Origin of the sequence: Pseudooceanicola sp. (assembly GCF_041987405.1) — a bacterium.
GTDB lineage: Bacteria > Pseudomonadota > Alphaproteobacteria > Rhodobacterales > Rhodobacteraceae > Pseudooceanicola.
Genome location: NZ_JBHIWR010000003.1, coordinates 292,501 through 311,733 on the forward strand (window position 1 = coordinate 292,501; position 19,233 = coordinate 311,733).

General features: G+C 64.6%; 16 protein-coding genes. 7 read left to right on the forward strand and 9 right to left on the reverse strand.

Annotated features, from left to right (window positions below; genetic code table 11):
• Positions 1-60: 60 nt before the first annotated feature.
• From ACFC2Y_RS09480 to ACFC2Y_RS09490, 3 genes are all read right to left on the reverse strand, one after another.
• A complete protein-coding gene (locus tag ACFC2Y_RS09480) occupies positions 61-732 on the reverse strand; it encodes a CatB-related O-acetyltransferase (protein ID WP_375174737.1) in 672 nt (223 codons plus the stop codon).
• 334 nt (positions 733-1,066) lie between these two features.
• Positions 1,067-2,242: an elongation factor Tu gene (gene tuf / locus ACFC2Y_RS09485; RefSeq protein ID WP_375174736.1), complete on the reverse strand. Its 1,176-nt coding sequence runs from the start codon at positions 2,240-2,242 to the stop codon at positions 1,067-1,069.
• Between the two features lie 102 nt (positions 2,243-2,344).
• Positions 2,345-2,947, reverse strand: coding sequence for a hypothetical protein (locus tag ACFC2Y_RS09490; RefSeq protein ID WP_375174735.1), 603 nt, complete (start codon positions 2,945-2,947; stop codon positions 2,345-2,347).
• A 132-nt stretch (positions 2,948-3,079) separates the two neighbouring features.
• Here ACFC2Y_RS09490 and ACFC2Y_RS09495 point away from each other — a divergent pair, with 132 nt between their 5' ends.
• Positions 3,080-4,444, forward strand: a complete 1,365-nt coding sequence (locus tag ACFC2Y_RS09495) for a cytochrome P450 (RefSeq protein ID WP_375174734.1) — start codon at positions 3,080-3,082, stop codon at positions 4,442-4,444.
• A gap of 113 nt (positions 4,445-4,557) precedes the next feature.
• Positions 4,558-6,360: a putative bifunctional diguanylate cyclase/phosphodiesterase gene (locus tag ACFC2Y_RS09500; RefSeq protein WP_375174733.1), complete on the forward strand. Its 1,803-nt coding sequence runs from the start codon at positions 4,558-4,560 to the stop codon at positions 6,358-6,360.
• On the opposite strand, the gene ACFC2Y_RS09505 is transcribed toward ACFC2Y_RS09500, so the two are convergent.
• On the reverse strand, positions 6,345-8,606 hold the full coding sequence (locus tag ACFC2Y_RS09505) for an ATP-binding protein (protein ID WP_375174732.1): 2,262 nt from the start codon (positions 8,604-8,606) through the stop codon (positions 6,345-6,347). The two genes, ACFC2Y_RS09500 and ACFC2Y_RS09505, sit on opposite strands and share 16 nt — an antisense overlap.
• Positions 8,607-8,700: 94 nt before the next feature.
• Entirely contained in the window at positions 8,701-9,063 is a 363-nt protein-coding gene (locus ACFC2Y_RS09510; protein WP_375174731.1) for a response regulator, read from the reverse strand.
• An 88-nt stretch (positions 9,064-9,151) separates the two neighbouring features.
• On the opposite strand from ACFC2Y_RS09510, the gene ACFC2Y_RS09515 reads away from it, so the two are divergent.
• Entirely contained in the window at positions 9,152-11,719 is a 2,568-nt protein-coding gene (locus tag ACFC2Y_RS09515) for a CheR family methyltransferase (RefSeq protein ID WP_375174730.1), read from the forward strand.
• 21 nt (positions 11,720-11,740) lie between these two features.
• Here the strand turns inward: ACFC2Y_RS09515 and ACFC2Y_RS09520 are convergent, their stop codons facing one another.
• Positions 11,741-14,050 (reverse strand): DNA topoisomerase IV subunit A, encoded by a 2,310-nt coding sequence (locus ACFC2Y_RS09520; protein ID WP_375174729.1) that lies wholly within the window; start codon positions 14,048-14,050, stop codon positions 11,741-11,743.
• 152 nt (positions 14,051-14,202) lie between these two features.
• On the opposite strand from ACFC2Y_RS09520, the gene ACFC2Y_RS09525 reads away from it, so the two are divergent.
• The 4 genes from ACFC2Y_RS09525 to ACFC2Y_RS09540 all read left to right on the forward strand — a co-directional run bounded on the left by ACFC2Y_RS09525 (position 14,203) and on the right by ACFC2Y_RS09540 (position 16,596).
• A complete protein-coding gene (locus tag ACFC2Y_RS09525) occupies positions 14,203-14,793 on the forward strand; it encodes an SH3 domain-containing protein (protein ID WP_375174728.1) in 591 nt (196 codons plus the stop codon).
• 15 nt (positions 14,794-14,808) lie between these two features.
• Positions 14,809-15,639, forward strand: a complete 831-nt coding sequence (locus ACFC2Y_RS09530) for an SDR family NAD(P)-dependent oxidoreductase (protein ID WP_375174727.1) — start codon at positions 14,809-14,811, stop codon at positions 15,637-15,639.
• 185 nt (positions 15,640-15,824) lie between these two features.
• The gene (locus tag ACFC2Y_RS09535; RefSeq protein ID WP_375174726.1) at positions 15,825-16,022 is read left to right on the forward strand and encodes a twin transmembrane helix small protein; all 198 of its coding nucleotides are present in this window, start codon (positions 15,825-15,827) and stop codon (positions 16,020-16,022) included.
• A 1-nt stretch (position 16,023) separates the two neighbouring features.
• On the forward strand, positions 16,024-16,596 hold the full coding sequence (locus ACFC2Y_RS09540; RefSeq protein WP_375174725.1) for a cob(I)yrinic acid a,c-diamide adenosyltransferase: 573 nt from the start codon (positions 16,024-16,026) through the stop codon (positions 16,594-16,596).
• Here ACFC2Y_RS09540 and ACFC2Y_RS09545 read toward each other — a convergent pair.
• The 3 genes from ACFC2Y_RS09545 to ACFC2Y_RS09555 all read right to left on the reverse strand — a co-directional run bounded on the left by ACFC2Y_RS09545 (position 16,593) and on the right by ACFC2Y_RS09555 (position 19,147).
• Positions 16,593-17,402 carry a GGDEF domain-containing protein gene (locus ACFC2Y_RS09545; protein WP_375174724.1) on the reverse strand — a complete coding sequence of 270 codons (810 nt, stop codon included), beginning with the start codon at positions 17,400-17,402 and terminating at the stop codon, positions 16,593-16,595. The two genes, ACFC2Y_RS09540 and ACFC2Y_RS09545, sit on opposite strands and share 4 nt — an antisense overlap.
• Positions 17,403-17,526: 124 nt before the next feature.
• Positions 17,527-18,045, reverse strand: coding sequence for a methanogen output domain 1-containing protein (locus ACFC2Y_RS09550; RefSeq protein ID WP_375174723.1), 519 nt, complete (start codon positions 18,043-18,045; stop codon positions 17,527-17,529).
• 115 nt (positions 18,046-18,160) lie between these two features.
• Positions 18,161-19,147, reverse strand: coding sequence for a 2-hydroxyacid dehydrogenase (locus ACFC2Y_RS09555; RefSeq protein WP_375174722.1), 987 nt, complete (start codon positions 19,145-19,147; stop codon positions 18,161-18,163).
• Positions 19,148-19,233 lie beyond the last annotated feature (86 nt).

The window sequence follows — 19,233 nt, forward strand, 5'->3', positions numbered from 1 at the left end:
GCCGACAGGGGCCGACGGAGGCAGAGACAGGGCCGATGCAACCCCGCCCGCCACCGCGTCTCACAGCTGGTCCATCCTGGCCCTGAGCGCGGCCTCGTCTCCGCTGGCCAGCAGCGGCACCAGATCGCGCACCTCCTCCGGCGGGCGGTCCCACCAGGCCAGATGGTCCAGCAAGTCACAGACCTCGTCGGAAAACCGCCGCCGGATCACCCGTGCCGGGTTTCCGGCCACGAGGCTCCAGTCCGGGACATCGCGAGTGACGACGGACCCCGCCCCGACAATAACGCCATTGCCGATCGTCGCCCCCGGCAGGATCATCGCATTGTGCCCGATCCAGACATCATGCCCGATCCGCGTGTCCTTTCCCTTCGCGAATTCCTCCGCAAAGAGCGGCATCAGATCGTGATCGAAAACCGCGAAGGGATAGCTGGTGAACCACTCCAGCGGATGATTGGCCGAAGAGGTGATGAACCGCGTACCATGGGCAAACTGGCCATAGCGCCCGATATGCAGATGCTCCGGCCCGCCGGGATGCAGGTAGGGGGCGATCCTGGCGGCGTAGTCCGTGACCGGGTCGAAATCGTTGTAATAGGTGAAGGCGCCCACATGGATATTGGGATGGTCGATCACCGAGGCCAGCCAGACCGTGTTGGGGTAAATCTGCCCGTCGGGCAGTGTGATGGGATGCGTTCTTGACGCATCGAGAAAAGGCGGCGTGCTGTTGCGCGGCATACTGAACTCCTGTCGAAAAAGATCGAGATTGGGAAATTCAGTTACTGGTCCACGGCGCCCTCCATCGGTTGGTGAGAGGCCTATCCCGCACCGGGGGGCAGGGTCAAGTCAAAGGAAACGCCGCCCCCGAAGGGACGGCGTTGCGAATTTGAAGCGACATCACGCCCCGGAGATGATCCGGGGCTCCTGTGTCTCGGGCGGTCCCGGGGCAAGCCCGGGACATGGCCCTGCGTCGCGTGCCCCAGGTCAGGCCCGGGGCCCTGTGTCTGCGGTGCGCTCTCGCGGTTTGCTCACAAATCGCTGTTGCACGACCGACGAACCTTCGGTTCGCGGCTTAGTCGACGATCTTCGACACAACACCCGAACCGACGGTACGGCCGCCTTCACGGATGGCGAAACGCAGGCCGTCTTCCATCGCGATCGGGGCGATCAGCTCGACCGCGAACTTCAGGTTGTCGCCCGGCATCACCATCTCGGTGCCCTCGGGCAGCGTCACGGTGCCGGTCACGTCCGTCGTCCGGAAGTAGAACTGCGGACGGTAGTTCGCGAAGAACGGCGTGTGACGGCCACCTTCGTCCTTGGTCAGGATGTAGACCTCGGCTTCGAACTTGGTGTGCGGCTTCACCGAACCCGGCTTGCACAGAACCTGACCACGCTCGACGCCGTCACGGTCGATGCCGCGCAGCAGGGCGCCGATGTTGTCGCCGGCCTCGCCGCGGTCCAGCAGCTTGCGGAACATTTCCACGCCGGTGCAGGTCGTCTTGGTGGTGTCCTTGATGCCGACGATTTCAAGCTCGTCGCCGACGTTCACGACACCGCGCTCGACACGGCCAGTCACAACCGTACCACGGCCGGAGATCGAGAAGACGTCCTCGATCGGCATCAGGAACGGCTGGTCGATCGCGCGCTCGGGCTGCGGGATGTACTCGTCCACGGCCGCCATCAGTTCGCGGATCTTGTTCTCGCCGATGTCCGGGTTTTCACCGTTCATCGCCGCCAGCGCGGAGCCCGCGATGATCGGAATGTCGTCGCCCGGGAAGTCGTATTCGGACAGCAGCTCGCGGACTTCCATTTCCACCAGCTCCAGCAGCTCTTCGTCGTCGACCTGGTCGACCTTGTTCAGGAAGACGACCATGGCCGGGATGCCGACCTGACGGCCGAGCAGGATGTGCTCGCGCGTCTGCGGCATCGGGCCGTCGGCGGCGTTCACCACCAGGATCGCCCCGTCCATCTGGGCGGCACCGGTGATCATGTTCTTGACGTAGTCGGCGTGGCCGGGGCAGTCGACGTGGGCGTAGTGACGCGCGTCGGTTTCATACTCGACGTGGGCCGTCGAGATGGTGATCCCGCGGGCTTTCTCTTCCGGCGCGCCGTCGATCTGGTCGTAGGCCTTGAAGTCACCGAAATACTTGGTGATCGCCGCCGTCAGCGTCGTCTTGCCGTGGTCAACGTGACCAATGGTGCCGATGTTGCAGTGCGGTTTGCCGCGCTCAAACTTTTCCTTTGCCATCTTCCTCAGGCGCCTCGTGGTTTGGGGGGCCGCCAAAGCCCGGTTTTACTCCGGCGGCGATGTAAGGGGTTCGGAACGGATAATCAAGCCGGGAACGGCAGCTTAGCCCTCCGCGGCGACGGTATCCGGCTTCACCGCGGCCTCTGACGCGGCGGCGGCTGGGGTTTCTTCGCCCAGGCCGGGGAACCAGTCCGGGTTCTGCAGCATCCAGTTCTGGATGAGTTTCGCGGCATTGCGCGACAGATTTTCCATCTGCTCCTCCTTGGTCTGGGTCAGACCGGAGCCGACAAGCGTGTCCGCAGAGAGGGATTCGAAGACCGTGAACTGCTTGGCCTCTTTGTTGAGTTTCCGGCCCAATTGGTCATCCCAGAGCGTGACCCGGATGATCAGGACGCTTTTGGGCGAAACCACCAACGGGATACCGCCCGGGGCGATCGAGAACCCCTCGACGGAGATACCGATGTGATACAGCCGATCCCCCTCGTAGCGTCCGAACCGCTCGTCCACTGCCTTGGTCAGCGAGGCCACCCATTCCTCCTCGGTGGCGCCGCGCGACAGGGCCGCCTGCTTCATCTTGGAGGCGACGACGACATTGTGACCCAACTGGAAATTCCCCAGATCGGCCGGGGCCTCGTTCAGATCGGCAGAGCTGGTACAGGCGGCGGCAAGCGCCAAGAGCAGCAGGGCAGCGAAGCGGCGGATCATGCGGTGTGTCCTCCAGGAAAATCCGTTGATCCCGGATAGACGAAGCCCGCCCCGCTTGCAAACCCTTCGCACGGTTGCCGCCCCGCCGTGCCCGCCCTATCCTTGAACGATCCCGACCGCAGGACCTGTCCCATGGCGCTTCCCATTCCCGCTGACAGCGAGCCCGTGAAAGCCCCGCTTGTCACGCAGCCTCTGGGGTTTTTCGGCAGTCTCCGGGCGGCGCGCACCAACCTGCTGGGCATCCTGCCGGAGCTCGCGGTGCGTCAGCCCATGGTGTCGGGCAAGACCGGTGTCCGCTGGCACATGGTGATGGACCCGAAGGCACTGCGCCGTATCCTGCTTGAAAAGGTCGAGGATTACCCCAAATCCGTCGTCACCAAGAACCTGCTGCGTCCTGCCATCGGTGACAGCCTCTTCGTGGCCGAGGGCCAGCACTGGCGCTGGCAGCGCCGCGCCGCCGCCCCGGCCTTTTCGCCGCGCAACATCGCCAACCTCGCCCCAGTCATGACCGCCGCCGCCGAGGCCGCGGCAGAGCGGATCGCCCAGGCTGGCCCCCGCGCCGTGGATGTCTATGCCGAGATGGTGCGCACCACCTTCGACGTCATTTCCGACACCACCCTGTCCGGAGAGAAACGCTTTGATCGAAAGGCCATGCACCGCGCCATCGACAATTACATCGACATCGCCGGGCGAGTTTCGGTCTTTGACCTGATGGGATTGCCAGGATGGGTCCCCCGCCCCGGGCGGATTGTTTCCGGCAATGCGGTGGCGCGGATGAAGCAGGTGGCGGACGACGCCATCCGGGACCGGCGAGAGACCCAGGCCCATACCCCGCCCGATCTGCTGGATCTGCTGATCGCCGGAGAGGACCCCGAAACGCAGCGTCGCATGCGCACGCCGGAGATCCGGGACAACCTGCTGACCTTCATCGTCGCGGGTCACGAAACCACGGCCCTGACCCTTGGCTGGGCGCTCTACCTCTGCGCCTTCGCCCCCGACATCCAAAGCGACGTGGCGGAAGAGGCCAAGGCCGTGCTGGGCACCCGCGCCGCCACCGCCGCCGACATCCCCAACCTGCCCCGGACGCGCGAAATCGTCGACGAAGCCCTGCGCCTCTATCCGCCCGCCGGGCTTCTGTCGCGCACGGCGCTGGCCGAGGATGAACTGGGCGGCCGCCAGATCCGGCCCGGCGATACGGTCATGGTTCCGATCTATGCGCTGCACCGGAACCGCCTGCTGTGGGACAGGCCGGATGCCTTTGACCCCGCCCGGTTCCGCGAGGGCGTGCCCGTCGACCGCTATGCCTACCTGCCCTTTGGCGACGGCCCCCGGATATGTATCGGCGCGGGGTTCGCCCTGCAGGAGGCGGTGATCATCCTCGCCACGCTTCTGGCGCGCTTCCGGTTCAGGCCGGTTGCCGGGCGCACCCCGAAGCCCGTGATGATCATCACACTGCGTCCGGAAGGCGGTGTCTGGCTGACGGCAGAGCCAATCTGACGCCCATCGGCGCTCGCTGGATTAACCAATAATTAACCAAACTCACCGATTGCTGAAAGTTGGCGACCATTCGGTTACCATGTCCGGGATGATCCGACGAAAGCCACACTCCGATGACGGTTCCGCTGCCCCCTGACGGCACCTTTGAAACCGACGCTGCGACCAAGGCGCTGGAACTGCGCATGGCTGCCCTGCGCGACGCCGCCCTGGCGGCGACCTCCGCCTGCGCGGGGCTCATCCTGCTGACCACGGCGGAGAACGGGCCGGGGCACCCGCTGATCGCACTGTCCGCCGACGGGCCGGTCGACCGCGCGCTGCGCGACTTCTGTTTCGCAAAGGACGAAACCGGGACCGACCAGACTGGCGCCCCCCCCTGCAAGACGGGACAGATCACGGTGGAGGGCGTCGACTATCACCTCATGGCCCTGCCATTGGCCGGGCCGACGGCAGCGGCCCGCGGATGGTTCGCCCTTGCCATTGAAGCGCCGAGCAACGGCCTGCAGCAGATCATCGAGACCTGCAGCCACTTCGCCCGGGTCGCTGAATTGACCTGGGACACACACGACGGGATGGAGAACCTGGCCTACGAGGTCGTCACCCTGTCCAGCCGCGCCGCCCGGCTGCAACGCATCGCCGAGATCGACCCGCTGACACAGCTCGAAAACTCCGCCTCCTTCGAGGACAAGGTCCGCAGGCATCTGGAGGACACCCCCTCCGAAATGGCCTTCGTCGTGCTCGACATCGACCACTTCAAGCTGATCAATGACCTCTACGGTCACCAGTTCGGCGACATCTACCTCAAAACAATTGCCCGTTCCCTGCGCACCGCCTTTCCCGAAGGCAGCATCATCGGTCGCCTGGGCGGCGACGAGTTTGGCGTACTGACCCCGGTGCCTGCGGCCAGCCGCCCCTATCTCGAGGGGCTGCTGACCCGCTGCCGGTCCTCCATACAGCGTGCGACCGCGCTTCAAGGCAAACCGGACCTCGGCAAGGTCAGCATCGGGGCCAGCCAGTTCCCCGATCACGGCACCGATTACGCGGTACTCTATGAACACGCCGATGCGGCCCTCTATGCCGCCAAGGCGTCCGGTCGCAGCGTCAGCGCGGTGTTCGAGCCGCACCACCATGCCCGCTACAACGGCACGGAATTTGGCAACCGATTTCACGCCGCCGTCGAACGCGGCGACATCCGCCCGTATTTCCAGCCGCAGGTCGATGTCACGGATGGCAAATGCCTGGGATTCGAAATCCTCGCGCGCTGGCGGCGCAAATCCGGCCATCTGCTGGAGCCGGGTGATTTCGCCGCAATCTTTCGCGACCACGCCCTGGCCGAGAAAATGACGCGCACGGTCATGCACAGCGCCTTTCGCATCTACGCCCGCACCATCGCCCCGACCGGGCTGCCCCTGCGTCTGGCGCTCAACGTCACTTTCTTCGACCTGATGAACCCCGAGTTTGCCTTCGAGGTGCAGCAGGCCGTCGCCGACACCGGTTTCGACTGGTCTTTGCTGACCATCGAGGTAACGGAACAGACCATGCTGGGCGAGCCCAATGGCCAGGTGTTCCGATCGCTTAACGAGTTGCGCCGACGTGGGGCCCGGGTTGCGCTGGACGACTTCGGCACCGGCTATGGCGGATTGCGTCACCTGGCCGCCTGGCCGATAGATGCGATCAAGATCGACAAGTATTTCGTCGACGGCCTGACCAGCGGCCCGCGTGACCGCGCGGTGTTCGAGGCGCTCACCGGCATGTGTCACAGACTGGGATACAGCGTCGTGGCCGAGGGGATCGAGACATCGCAGCAGATCGCGGCCTTGCGCAAACATGGCTGTCGCTTCGCCCAAGGCTATTATTTCGACCGCCCCCTCGCCGAGGACGAACTGGGATCGTTCCGGCCCCGCTATGACCTGCCCTGACCGCGCGATGCCTCGCCCGCCAGCGCCTGCGAGAGGGCGCCCAGATTGACCGGTTTATAGAGCACGGGTCCCGGCAAGCCCTGACTTTTGGCCGACATGCCGCGATCGTAAGTCACGAAGACCACGCCAAGCTGCGGGTCGGCGGCGCGCGCCTGTTGCGCCAGGTCCGCCCCGGACAGGGGCCCCGCGAAACGGATCGCCGAAACCAGCACGTCGAACGGCCCACGCTGTGCCAGGACAGTGAGGGCCGCAGGGGCGGAATCGGCCCGCTCCACGTGGGCGTTCAGGGTGGTCAGGGCCGTGTAGAGCATATCCTTGAAAGCCGGATCGTCCTCTGCCAGCAGAACCCGCAGGCCGGTCAGATCTCGAACCTCGGGGCGCGCGGCCTCGGGATCCTCCGCCTCCTTCTCGTCCAGCGGCAGCACCACCGTCACCTGCAACCCCTCACCCGGCGTCGAAGCCAGTTCCAGCCGCCCGGAGGCGCGCATCGCGAAGGCGTCGATCAGGGCCAGCCCGAACCCAGTGCCGCCCTTGTCGGCGCGGGTGGTGAAGAACGGCTCCGTCACGCGGTCCAGCAGTTCCGGCTTCAGCCCCGGCCCGGTATCGCGGACAACCAGATGCACCTCGCTGCCCTTTGGTCGCAGGCTGACGTCGATCGTGCCCTCCTCCGCCCCGCTGTCCTGAATGGCGTTGCGCGCGTTCAGAACCAGGTTCAACACCGCCATTTCCAACTCCATCGGATCGCAGCACACCGGCAAGGGGCCCTCCGACAGGGTCCGCGTCAACTTGATCCCCCAGGGCAGGCCACGCGCGGCAAGATCGCAGGCCATGGCAACGGCCCCGGCCGCGTCGATGACCCGTTCCTCCCCGTCCGGGGTCACCGACAGGCGCTGCAACCGATCGGCCAGGTCCCCGCCGCGCCGACAGGCGGTGAGGATGGCCTGATACTGTTCCGGTGCGGCCTCCGGCGCCACCAGCTCTGCCGTGCCGGCGGCAAGCTTGATGATGCCGAAGATATTCGTGACCTCATGCGCAACCCCGCCCGCCAGATGCCCGACGGCGTTCAGCCTGTCTGTCATGGCCATGGCATCGCGCTGATGCCAGGCCAGGGTCACATCGCTGACCACCAGGACGCTATACCTGCGTGCCGCGCGGCCCCCGTCCACATCGAAGGCCGCGAACTGCAGGATCATCTCCTCGCCCGCTGTCGCCAGCGCCGCGATCTGCACCGTCCTGTCGGCAAGGGCCCGTCGCACCGGATGGCCCGGTCCGCGCATCGTTCGGTCGTTGGCCAGGTCATGGAACTGATCGGCGGCCAGCCAGTCCTCGACACTCTGATCCCCGATCAACTCCCGCAAGGCACGATTGACCAGAAGGGGCACATCATCGTCCCGTAGAACCACGACCCCGGCATCCAGACCCGACAGGACCCCCTCCATCATCGCCATGGCCTGCCTGTCCCGCTCCAGGACCATGTCCTGATACACAGCCACGCTCAGCACGAAACTGGCCGACAGGGCCGTCAGGGTCACGGCGAGCACGGCCAGGCGCACCTTCGGTCCGATCAGCCCCAATTCCGCGCCTATGTCCCCGGCCAGTGTGAGCACGATCGGCCCGAGCAGCGCATATGGCAGGAACCAGCGCGCCACCCGGCCGCCCGGTGTCGTCGCAAAGACGATCCCAACACCGCGCAGTGACGGATGACCGCAGATGACACCAAGGGCCAGGAGACAGGCCGCCAGCGACGTCGGAATGGAGAGCCCCTGCAACAGCCGGTAACGCTCGACCTCCTGCACGTCGAAAAGGAAGGACGCCAGGCCGCCCAACCCGATCAGCAGCGCCGCGACACTGCCGGTCGCAGCCCCGATCCGCGCGCCGCGCGTATCCCGGGCGCCCACTGCAATCGACAGGCCAAGCAGCGATATCAGCAGGACCGTCGTCTGCGACATCCGGTCGAACGCAGTCGGCCCGGGCGATGCCACGCCAACATAGATCCAAGCCGCCACCGGAGCCGCCAGAGCAAGCCCCAGCCCGACCCAGGGCACCGGTGCCCGGCCAACGCTGACGACCTGAGCCACACCAAGCGCCAGGAAGCAGAGCGCGGTGACCGGCACCATAGCGGGCAAGCCCCGGCCCGCCCGGGCGAACAGCTCCATCCCGCCGCCCCAGCCAAGAGCCAGATTGGACAGGGACATCACGACAACGCCACAGGCCAGCCCCCAAGACCAGACCAGGGCGCGCCTCATGGCGCGGTCATCATGTTTCGGCGGGGTCAATGCTTTCATATTGCACCCGATCACCCTTCACCCATTGTAACGTAGGGTCACCCGATAGTCGAATTCATGAAACGATATGTCTGATCGTATCATTTAATTCCGCCAGCGAAGACGTTTTTCTCATCACGGCCTTCGCTTTGCGCAAACCTTCGCGAAACAGCGGTGTGTCGTACAGATCTGCATGCCCTGAAATCACCACGATCGGGAGCTTCGGGTAAATGGTTGAAATCTCATGGACGAGCGTCACCGCGCCGCGCCCCGGCATGACGACATCCAGGAAAACGATGTCGAAGGGCTGACGCGCGAGATGGTCCAAAGCGCCTTGCCCTGTTGACGCTTCTGTGATCTCGTGGCCCAGAAGGACCAACCCGTTCCGGAACGCCGCCCTGTACTCTGCATCGTCATCCGCGATCAGGATTTGCACCATGAACCGCCCCCGTTTTTCTGGTCAGAATCGTTTTGCATGGGTAATGACAATATCATGATCACATTCCAATAATAATCGGCATCGGCACATGAATACCGAAGAAACAGGCAGTGGCGACATAATTCCGCTTATCGCCCTCGGCGCATCGGCAGGCGGGTTGGAACCCTTGGAAGAATTCTTCGACGCGGCGCCAGCCGACGCCGGTTGGTGTTTTGTCGTGATCCAGCATCTGTCGCCGGATTACCGGTCGATGATGAAGTCCATTCTCGAACGCAAATCGCACTTGCGAATTCAGCATGTTGCCGATGGCCTGCAGATCGAGCGGAACACGATCTACCTGAACAAACCCAGTGAATTCGTGCGCCTGGACGGCGACACTTTCCGCACCCGCGCCTATGACGATCCGGACGCGCTGCCGCATCTGCCGATCGACTATTTCGTGAACTCGATCCGTGGGCGGACACCCGCGCAGACCGTGGCGATCATCCTCTCCGGGTCCGGCTCCGACGGGGCGCGGGGATGCGCCGCCGTCCACGGCGAAGGGGCGGCGGTCTTTGTCCAGACCCCGGCCGAGGCCGACTTCGCCTCGATGCCGCAGGCCGCGCTCAAGACCGGGGCCGTGGATCGGATCCTTTCGGCCAAAGACATGCCGAAGGCCATCGCGGATTTCCTCAACCACGGTAAATCGGACCCGCCGGACAGAGCGTTCGACGCCACGAAGATGTCCGAGGAAATCCAGAGCCTACTAAAGCAGCACACCAACCTGGATTTCAGCGCCTACAAGCCCGACCTCGTGCAGCGCCGCATTTCCCGGCGGCAGGAGTTGCACGGCTTCCGTAACGTCGAGGAATACCGCCAGTTGCTTCTGGCCAACCCGGCAGCACTGGACGAGTTGTACGAAGACCTGCTGATCGGCGTCACACAGTTCTACCGCAACCCGGAAGCCATCGAGACACTGCGCACCTCAGTCCTCGATCGTCTGGTCCGGGAAAAGGACGATGACGTCCCGATCCGGGTCTGGGTCCCCGCCTGCGCCAGCGGCGAGGAAGCCTATACAATCGCCATCGAGCTCAGCGAGGCGATCCGCGCCGCCGGATCAGATCGCCGCTTTCGCATCATCGCCACCGATGTCCACCGCCGCTCCATCGACCGGGCGTCGACCGGGCTATATGACGAACAGTCCCTCTCCGGCATGGACCCGGACCTGCGCGCCCGGTACTTCCTCAAGCATCGGGACCAATACGTCGTCGAACCCACCCTGCGGCAAAAGCTGATCTTCTCGGTCCATGATGCGCTGGCCGACCCGCCCTTCATGCATCTGGACCTCATCTCCTGCCGCAACCTGCTGATCTACCTCAACAGTGAGCCCCGGACGCGCATGATCTCCATGTTCATGTTCGGGCTGCGCAAGGACGGGTTCCTGTTGCTGGGCCCGTCGGAAACCCTGGGGGCCTATGGCGATGAGTTCGCCACGGTGAATGCGCGGTGGCGGATATTCCAGAAGACCTCGCAGCGCCAAGGGGTAGAGCGGATGATGTTGACGGATCGTCACCGCACCATGCCCCGGCACGACACTCCCCCGCCGGCCGTCACCGCCCCGGCCCGGTTCAACCCATATGCCGCGACGGATCACACCGAACCGCGCAATCGCGACCTGTTGATCCGCAGCTACAACGCCCTGCTGAAACGCTATGCGCCCTCCTCGATCCTGATCTCCGCCGATGGACGCGTGCTGAACTGGTTCGGGGCCGCCAGCGCCTTCATCGACACGCTCAACAACCTCGCGGAATGGACAATCGAAGACATCGTCCACCCCTCGCTGCATTTCGCGATCAACGTCGGGATGGAGAAGCTGCGCCGCAACGCGATGGAGGGCTACACCCGTAAGGTGAAGGTGGAGTTTGGCGCGAACCAGACCAAATGGTGCAATCTGACGATCGAGCCGCTGGAGCAACAGGAAAATCCGCGCTTCCTGCTGATCAGCATCAAGCTGGACGAGCAGGTGCCCCCGACCCTCGCCAATGACAACGACGTGCCGCCCGCGGGTGCGGGCGACGATGCCGTCATCCTGTCACAGCGCATAACGGAGCTGGAGCGCGACCTTCGCCTGACCGAGGAAACCCTGCAGCAGGTCACCGAACGGCTGGAGGCCAGTGGCGAAGAGCTTCAGGCTTCCAACGAGGAACTGCAGGCCTCGAATGAAGAGTTGCAGGCCTCCAACGAAGAACTTCAGAGCTCCAACGAGGAATTGCATGCCGTCAACGAGGAACTGGTGACGGTCAGCGCCGAACACGAACTGAAGATCGAGGAACTGTCTGACCTCAACACGAACATGGATCTTGTCCTGAACCTGCTGCGGGTCGGCGTGATCTTTCTGGATCGCAAGGGGCGCATCCGGCGGTTCAGCGAATTGATCGGTCAGCGCTTCCAGATGCAGTCACATGACATCAACCGCACGCTGGACGTGGTCGGCCCCCGTTTCGACTTTGCCGATATCAAGCGAATGACGGACGAGAGCCTCACTTCAGGAGAGCCGCGCGAGGCCACCGGCACGCATGACGGCATGACATTGACCATCGAAAGTCATCCCGTTCCGGTGCTGGAAGACGGCGCCTCTCAGGGCGGTGTCGTGCTGATCATCCGCGGTTTCACCTGACCCGCCCCGCAGGGGCCGTGGTCAGGTAAACTTGTTGTCCCGCGGGAACCCGCGCGGGGCCATCCGGCCAGCGCTGGCGCGTTTGGCAATCCACTCTGCCAGATCCGCCTCGTGCCGCCGTCGACCGGCCGGGTCGAGCCAGGAAAGCCCCTCCGCCAGGGTCAGCGTCGTGACATCCGACAGGCCGCCATCCTTGTACTTCTGCAACCGGACGCCCTTGCCCCGCGCCATTTCCGGCAGTTCATCCATGCCGAAAACCAGCAGCTTGCGGTTTTCGCCGACCACCGCGACGGCATCGCCCTCGACTCGCTTGCAGACCAGCGCCGTGACGTCATCGCGGACGTTCAGCACCTGCTTGCCGCTGCGCGTCTGCGCCACAACCTCATCCTCCGCCACAACAAAACCGTCCCCGGCCGACGAGGCCACGATCAGCTTGCTGCCCGGACGGTGGATCAGGATATCAACAATGTCCGCCTCGTTCGGCAGGTCGACCATCAGGCGCAGCGGTTCGCCCATCCCGCGCCCCCCGGGCAGGTTGGCCGCCGACACGGTGTAGAACCGCCCGTTGGTGCCAAAGACAAGCAGCCGGTCGGTCGTTTCCGCGTGGAAGGCAAAACGCCCCTCGTCGCCGTCCTTGAACTTGAACGCCTGGCCCAGATCGACATGGCCCTTCATGCCACGCACCCAGCCCATCCTGGAACAGACAACGGTGATCGGCTCCCGCTCGATCATCGCTTCCAGCGGGACCTCCTCGACCTCCGTCGCCTCCTCGATCAGGGTGCGTCGGGCGCCGCCTTCGGATTTGGCGCCAAAGGTCTTGCGAACCTCGCGGATCTGCTCGGCGATGCTCGACCATTGCAGATCTTCGCTCTCCAGCAGGTCCTCCAGCCCGGCGCGTTCCTCCATCAGCGCGTCGCGCTCGCGGATCAGCTCCAGTTCCTCCAGCCGACGCAAGCTGCGCAGCCGCATGTTGAGGATCGCCTCGGCCTGCACCTCGGACAGCTCGCCCTCGGCATCCAGCCCGATCGGAGAGATATAGGAGGCCTCGTCCGCCGCCCGGCCCCGCTTGACCGACCAGTCCTCGGCCATGAGCGCCGCCTTGGGATCGTCGTCGTAGCGGATAATGTCGATCACGCGGTCGAGGTTGAGGAAGGCGATGATGAAGCCTTCCAGCACTTCCAACCGATGGTCGATCTTCTCCATCCGGTGCGTCGACCGGCGCAACAGCACCTCGCGCCGGTGGTCGAGGAAGGCGCGCAGCACCTCCTTCAACGAACAGACCTTGGGCGTGACCCCGTCGATCAGCACATTCATGTTCAGGCTGAACCGGACCTCAAGATCCGAGTTGCGGAACAGCATGTTCATCAGAACATCCGGATCGACCGCGCGCGACCTGGGTTCCAGCACCATGCGGATGTCGTCGGCGCTCTCGTCCCGGATATCGGCGAGGATCGGGATCTTCTTGGTCTGGATCAGATCGGCGATCCGCTCGATCAGCTTGGATTTCTGCACCTGATACGGGATCTCGGTGACCACGACCTGCCACTGGCCCCGGCCCAGGTCCTCGACCTCCCATTTCGCGCGCAGGCGGAACGACCCGCGCCCGGTGCGATAGGCCTCCGCAACGTTCTCGCGCGGTTCGACCATGATGCCGCCCGTCGGAAAATCAGGCCCCGGCACGTAGTTCAACAGCGTCTCGTCCCGCGCATCCGGCGTCTTGATCAGATGCAGCGCGGCGTTGCACAGCTCGTCAATATTATGCGGCGGGATGTTGGTCGCCATCCCCACGGCAATTCCCGACGCGCCGTTCGCCAGCAAGTTCGGGATCGCGGAGGGCAGCACGACCGGTTCGGTCAGCGTGCCGTCGTAGTTGTCGCGGAAGTCGACGGCGTTCTCGGCCAGACCCTCCATCATCGCCTCGGCGATGGCGGTCAGCCGGGCCTCGGTATAGCGGCTGGCGGCAGGGTTGTCGCCGTCGATGTTGCCAAAGTTTCCCTGCCCGTCGACCAACGGGTAGCGGACGTTGAAATCCTGCGCCAGACGGGCCATCGCGTCATAGATCGCCTGGTCTCCGTGCGGGTGGAAGTTGCCCATCACATCGCCGGAGATCTTCGACGATTTGCGGAACCGGCTGCCCGCGCCGAGCCGCAACTCGCGCATGGCGTAGAGTATGCGACGGTGTACAGGTTTCAGCCCATCCCGTGCATCCGGCAGGGCCCGATGCATGATCGTGGAAAGCGCATAGGTCAGGTACCGGTCACCGATCGCCCGCGACAAGGGCTCGGTCGTTTCGGCACCATCCATGTTGGGGTCATCGATCAGATCGCTCATAGATGATGTGTACCGTGATGGCCTGTCACCGTAAAGGCGACAGATACGATATACCGGTATTCCTTACTCACCCGGGAAAGCGAATCGAGGTATGATGCAACCAATTGGTTACATTCAGAGTTAACCCGATAGACATAGTTACGGATCGGACCATGCGCACATTCATTTTTCTGACGTTTGCTTTTCTGGCATGGGCTTTTTACGAGATGAGCGGCGGTTCGGATTTCACGCCCACGGCCCGAGTCACCGATACGCCGACCCAAGCTGAACCCGCGAAAACCCCTGCGAAACCGTCGGTTCAAACCGCCGCGGTCCGCGCGGCCCCGCGCCCGGATCCCGCCGCAACGGAAACGGTGGCGGAGGTGACCCGCGCCGCCTATACCCAGCCCAGATACGACCTGCGCGCGCCGGAAAAGGAAGAACTGGCCGCAGTCGACCCTGCGGTTCTGACCAGCTTCGCCAACGTCCTGAAAAAGGATGAACCCGTCGAAGCCGTCGCAACCGAGACGGAGGGGAGCAGCTATGTCGCGGCCTCCACCCCGACCGATCTGCGCGAGGTCACGGGCAATTCCGTCAACATGCGCGAGGGTCCCGGCACCCGCTTCTCCGTGGTCGATCAACTGCAGCGCGGCGACGCGGTCGAGGTGCTGGATGAGCCCGGCAACGGCTGGCTGAAACTGCGTGTCGCAGAAAGCGGGCAGGTCGGCTGGATGGCAGATTTCCTTGTCAGCTCCGCCGAATAAGGTCTTAAACGAGGCGTGACTGCCCGCTCGATTCTCATCACCGGCTGTTCTTCCGGCATCGGCCTCCACGCCGCGCGGCACCTGCATGGGCAGGGCTGGCGCGTCTTTGCCACCTGCCGCAAGCCCGAGGACGTGGCGCGCCTGCGCGAGGAAGGGCTGGAAAGCCTGCACCTCGACTATACCGACAGCGCCAGCCTGAACGCCGCCTTCGACGACGTCCTGACGGCCACTGGCGGCACCCTCGACGCACTGTTCAACAATGGCGCCATCGCCCTGCCCGGCGCGAGTGAGGACATCCCGCGCGAGGGCCTCTCCCTCATCTTCGAAACCAATCTCTTCGGCCCGCACGAACTGACCCGCCGCGCCATCGCGGTGATGCGCAAACAGGGGCACGGGCGGATCATCAACTGTTCGTCCGTCCTGGGGTTCGTCGCCGCGCCCTGGCGCTCCAGCTACATCGCGTCGAAATTCGCGCTGGAGGGGCTGACCGATACGCTGCGGATCGAGATGCGCGACACGCCGATCCACGTCGTCATGCTGGAACCCGGCCCGATCCAATCCGATTTTCGCAAGAACAGCGCCCGCTATTTCGAGCAATTCGTCGATTGGCAGGCCTCCGCCCGGGCGGAGCAATACCGGACCTCGCTGCTCACGCGGCTCTACGATGCCAAGGGCCGCGACCGGTTCGAACTCACGCCCGAGGCGACGACGGCGGCCCTGGTCGAGGCATTGAACGCCCCCCGCCCCCGCGCCCGCTATCGGATCACTACCCCGACCAAGGCAATGGAGGTGGCCCGGCGGCTGCTGCCCACGCGCGTGCTGGACTGGATCCTCGCCAAGGCGTGAGCCCTGCGCGCAAATGGCCGCTTCGCTTTTGACGCCGCCGCCGCTAGGGTCCGGGGACTGTAGAGGGGCTGGTGTTGAAGTCGCCACCGCGGTCTGCTTTGTCCCGCAAAGCGACGGGCCGCCGGACGTCGGTCGATACCGACGCGCACCGCCCTAGATCAGTCGCAGCAACGCCGGAGGCCCGCATGTTGAACGACCCACTCTTTATCCTCGTGGCGCTGGCCGTTGCCGGTGTGGCCGGCATCCTGCTGTTCGGCATCGGCGGCTTCGCTGTCGGCGCTGGTGGCAAACGCGCCAACAAGATCATGCGCTTGCGGATCATCGCGCAGTTTGTTGCCGTGCTCCTGATCCTGCTGTTCGTCTTCATTCGCGGAGGAAACTGACATGGTCGTCCTGTCCAAGATCTACACCCGCTCCGGCGATGCCGGGGACACCGCCCTGGGCGATGGCACCCGCGTGCCCAAACCTTCGCTGCGGGTGACGGCCTATGGCACCGCGGACGAGGCGAACGCAACCATCGGCCTCGCCCGGCTGCATGCCGAGGGCGAGATGGACGCGGCCCTGTCGCGCATCCAGAACGACCTCTTCGACCTTGGCGCCGATCTGTGTCGCCCCAATATGGCCGCCGACGCCGAGGCCGAATATCCCCCTCTGCGTATGGTCGCCTCCCAGGTCGATCGGCTTGAGGCCGAGATTGACGCGATGAACGCCGCGCTGACCCCGCTGCGTAGCTTCATCCTGCCCGGCGGCTCCGCCCTGGCCGCGCATCTGCACCTTTGCCGGACGGTATCGCGCCGCGCCGAACGCTGCGCTGTCGCCCTGATGGCGGAGGAAGACTGCAACCCCGTGGCGGTCAAATACCTCAACCGCCTGTCCGACTGGTTCTTTGTCGCCAGCCGCGTCGCCAACGACAATGGCGCGGCGGATGTCCTCTGGGTGCCGGGCGCGAACCGCTAGGCCCGTGCCCCGCCGCGTCGCTGTCGGGCGGCGGATTTTTCCGCATACATGCGCGCATCGGCCAGGTGGAGCAGGTCTTCCAGCCCGACGTGATCGTCGGGGTAGATCGCCGTCCCCAGGGCCGGGGTCACCGACAGGATCTGTGCAGGGTGTCCACCGCCGCGGGACACCGGAATGCGCCGGGTCATCGCCTTGCGCAGCCGGGCCACCACCTTCGACAACTCCTCCGCCGGGCAATCGGGCAGGAACACCGCGAACTCGTCCCCCCCGAGCCGCCCGGCAATATCACCGGCACGGATCGTCGCCTGAAGGGCCTGGCCGATATCCTGCAACAGGTCGTCTCCGGCAGAATGGCCAAGCGAGTCATTGACCATCTTGAAGCCGTTGAGATCCGCGTAAACCAGCACCCCGCACTCGTGGACAGGCAGTGCCGCCGACACCCGGTCCCGAAACCCCTGCGCGTTATGCAGCCCGGTCAGCCGGTCCGACATGGACATCATGCGCCAGTGGCTGGCTTCGGCCTTGTGGCGTTGTTCGGCGGCACGGGCGCGGTCCCGTTCGATCCGCGACCGCATCAGCCCTTCCTGCGCCGCAACGAATTTGGCCACGACGGCCTGGCGCCCCTCTTCGCGTATCAGGACATAGGTCCCCACCCCCTCGGGCGCGAGGATGCGTTGACAGGACACGCCGGTGCGCCGACCGGAGGGAAGCAGCAGCGAATGATAGGCAGGTTGATCCGTGCCCAGGGCGTCCTTCAGGACCGGCTCCGGCACTGTCGGCAACGCAGTGTCGGGGGTGCCATCCACAGTTCCCCCCTCTGCACGGTATCGCTCGTTGCCGAATACGATCTGGCCTCGCGCATCGCATAGCAAGGCGATCCCGGGCAAAAGGGCGAGCACGGACGCCACGCCCCGCACGAACTCGGGCAGATCAGCCGTAGAATTCCTTGCCATCCCCTGCGCCATCCCATTCCAGATCGACTGTCACGCGGCATCTGTGATCCCCCCGCGCCAGGGCCTCCTCCACATTGACGCGCGCATATCCGGTGGCATCCGCAGCCACCCGGCCAAAGACATTGGTTGTCATCATGCATAGCGATGGCCGACCGGAGGCCTGCCGGGCAAAGGGACATTTGCTGTTGGTGAAGGTGATGCGGGAGCCTTCGACACTCTCGATCACGAAATCACCGCCGATGTTAGCCTTGAACGCCTTCAGATGCTCCGCCACGCGCGCAGGGTCCGTGGTGCCCGCGCCGGGAATCCGCGCGGTTTCGGATTGCCCCATGCGGCGTCCGACAATCCCGATGAAGGCCTCCGCATCTTCGATGCCGACCACGTTTTCAATGGTTTCGGCCAAGGAGCCGACCAAGGTGTTCAGGAATTCCTCCCTTCCCGGGGCATCGCCGGGCGGCCCCGGGGCAACGCCATCCGCAACGGATCTATCCGACATGACTCATCCCTCCTGGCTGATGAAACCCGCACCAATCGGCACGGCGTCTGTCACCGCCAAGGGTCGCAGCAATTCGCCAACCAAACGTTAATGATAGACGTGGTGCTTCAAATTGTCAGAGCATTGTGGGAAAGACCTGGTCCGGCGGGCGGTGGCCATCGGCGAAGGTCTTGATATTGATGATGACCTTCTCGCCCATCTCGGCCCGCCCCTCGCGGGTGGCCGACCCCATGTGCGGCAGAAGCACCACGTTTGACAGGGACCGCAGCTCCGTCGCCGCGCTGCCGTCGTGGTCGTAGACGTCCAGCCCCGCCCCGGCCAAGTCCCCGGCCTTGAGCATCCGCGCCAGCGCGCTTTCGTCGATCACCTCACCCCGGGAGGTGTTCACGATCACCGCATCCGGTTTCATCAGCTTGAGCCGCCGGGCATTGAGCAGATGATAGGTCGACGGGGTATGCGGACAGTTGATCGACAGCACATCCATCCGCGCCACCATCTGGTCCAGACTTTCCCAATAGGTCGCGCCCAGCTCCTGCTCCGTCTCCTCGCGCAACCGGCGACGGTTGTGATAATGCACCTGCATGCCAAAGGCCGTGGCACGACGCGCCACCGCCTGACCGATCCGGCCCATGCCAAGGATTCCCAGACGTCGCCCGGCGATCCGGCCGCCCAGCAGGCTATTCGGGCTCCAGCCTTCGAACCGTTCACCCTGCATCATTGCCAGACCTTCGGGAATGCGCCGCGTCACCGCCAGAATGAGCGCCATGGTCATGTCTGCCGTATCGTCCGTCACCACCCCCGGCGTATTGGAGACAAGGATTCCACGTTGGCGGCAGGTCGCCACGTCGATATGGTCCACCCCGGCCCCGTAATTGGCAATCAGCCGCAGGTTCGGTCCGGCCTGAGCCAGCAACCCGGTGTCGATCCGGTCGCGCAAATTCGGCACCAGAACATCGGCCGTGCGAATGGCCTCGGTCAGTTCGCCCCGCGTCATCGGCCGGTCTTCGGGGCCGAGCGTCACGTCGAAAAGTTCTGCCATTCTCGCTTCGACCCGTTCGGGCAGGCGTCGCGTAACGACAACACTCAGACGTCGAGTTGACATTCAGGGCCTCCTCCGGCTTCCCATGGCTGCATGTTACGGGCAAAGTGACTTAAAGATACGGGCGGCACAAGAACCGCCGGACAGTT